The sequence below is a fragment of the Desulforhopalus singaporensis genome, from assembly GCF_900104445.1.
Lineage (GTDB): Bacteria > Desulfobacterota > Desulfobulbia > Desulfobulbales > Desulfocapsaceae > Desulforhopalus_A > Desulforhopalus_A singaporensis.
The window spans coordinates 1-1,523 of sequence record NZ_FNJI01000112.1 but is presented as its reverse complement, the minus strand read 5'-3'; the positions used below and the strand labels follow the sequence as shown (position 1 = coordinate 1,523).

Annotated in this window: 3 protein-coding genes and 1 pseudogene; 1 reads left to right on the top strand and 3 read right to left on the bottom strand. The window is 40.5% G+C overall.

Going from position 1 to position 1,523, the window contains the following annotated elements; all coding sequences use genetic code 11:
- Window positions 1-241: 241 nt before the first annotated feature.
- From BLQ17_RS22045 to BLQ17_RS22035, 3 genes are all read right to left on the bottom strand, one after another.
- Window positions 242-508 carry a VF530 family DNA-binding protein gene (locus BLQ17_RS22045; protein WP_092226440.1) on the bottom strand — a complete coding sequence of 89 codons (267 nt, stop codon included), beginning with the start codon at window positions 506-508 and terminating at the stop codon, window positions 242-244.
- A 60-nt stretch (window positions 509-568) separates the two neighbouring features.
- Window positions 569-787: a DUF1653 domain-containing protein gene (locus tag BLQ17_RS22040; protein WP_092226439.1), complete on the bottom strand. Its 219-nt coding sequence runs from the start codon at window positions 785-787 to the stop codon at window positions 569-571.
- 108 nt (window positions 788-895) lie between these two features.
- Window positions 896-1,309, bottom strand: a complete 414-nt coding sequence (locus tag BLQ17_RS22035) for a hypothetical protein (RefSeq protein WP_092226437.1) — start codon at window positions 1,307-1,309, stop codon at window positions 896-898.
- Here BLQ17_RS22035 and BLQ17_RS23055 point away from each other — a divergent pair.
- Window positions 1,310-1,523: pseudogene (locus BLQ17_RS23055) on the top strand (hypothetical protein); the annotation flags it as partial. It lies immediately after the preceding gene.

The following is a 1,523-nucleotide window of genomic DNA, read 5'->3' as shown; positions in this document are numbered from 1 at the left end:
ACGGAGCCCATTCTCGACGCTGACTTTTATCTCCGCTACCGCTGAGGCAGGAGCTGGCACTGTGGAAGATGACACAGAATTTTGAACACTCCCCTGGAACTTGCCACTGAACTGATCACCATCACCGTTGGCATGGAGTAGTCACGACTTGACCTGACAATCACCTCTGACAAACTGGCAATTGTCAGATCAAGTCGAAACTATTTCATCTGTTTTTATTTTTCGAATGTTTGTTCCATAGCTATTTCACATTTCTCCGAGGTCGTTCCTTTTTCTTGCGGATCACAAAGTGATAGATATAGAGTTTTTCAACTTTCTCTCTTGCCCAAGGAGTTTTACGAAGGAACTTTAAACTACCATTAAAGGTCGGATTCACACTAAATACTTTGATTTTTATTTTATCAGCGAGATAGGAAAAGCCATGGTATTCCACTAAGTCTTCTAGCATGTTTTTAAGCGTTATTCCATGCAAAGGGTCTTTATCTTTAAAATCCTTCTTTTCTGTCATCGGTTCATTCTTTAAATGGTTTAGATTGTACCTCAAATGAGGTTAATATATAAAAAATATTTAAATTTCGGAGACAAACTCAAACCTTGGGATTTTTCGTCCCTCAACTTCAATCAATTCAGTGAACATTTGTTTCGGTCGTACCCACATGCTGTAGTCACCATATAAACATTGGTACACAATAACCTCTTCTCTTGTTTCTGAATGTGTCGCTTGGCAAATAACTTTATATTTTTTGTTTTTATAATGTTTATAAATACCAGGTTTAATATCTGACATATTTTTTCTATTATTTTTATTGAAGATAATCTCGGTGCTGACCAGCGCCGTGGGCGACGCGAGCGAGGCCTGCTTGATTGTGCGACACAGTTAATTATGAGCAGTTTTCTAAGAAGAATGGGGTAACATTTCACCATTTTCTGAAATTGAAAATATGTTGTTTTTCATGAGCCAAATCTGACAGGCTGATCTGTATGCAGCGTCTGGTGTCAGATTTTTCTTTGCTTTCTTTACGATATCAATAGCACGTTTATATATCCATAAAAACACCACCTTTACCTTTCTTTTTGAGTAGTTGAATCTGGGTCTGTCGAAGAACCGTCTGCAAGCGTTCTCTCTGCCGAATTTTCTTCTGGGTATGTGATTGAGATCGTGAGCGGCAAGCTCAACACAACGTGTAAATTCCATGAACGTATTGACACCATTGTATTTTTTTTTGAGGTTCAACTTCATTTCGCCCTGTCCATGTTCAACAGCCCCGTTATACTTGGGATAATAGCAAGGGCTGTTGAGGGGCAGCACATGATTTCTGGAAAGCTTATCTGTGACAGCCCCTTGGTTGAGATTACCGCCGTTATCACGCTTGAGAAACAGCGGACGACCAAACTGCTGAAACAATTTTTCAAGATGAAGGCTTACTTACTTCATGCCCCACTGGCTGTTTTGTGGCAGCCAGAGGGGGGGAACTTCAGCTTTTTCAGATCCAGCGGCTTCAGCGCTTTGGGACCGGGCTTTT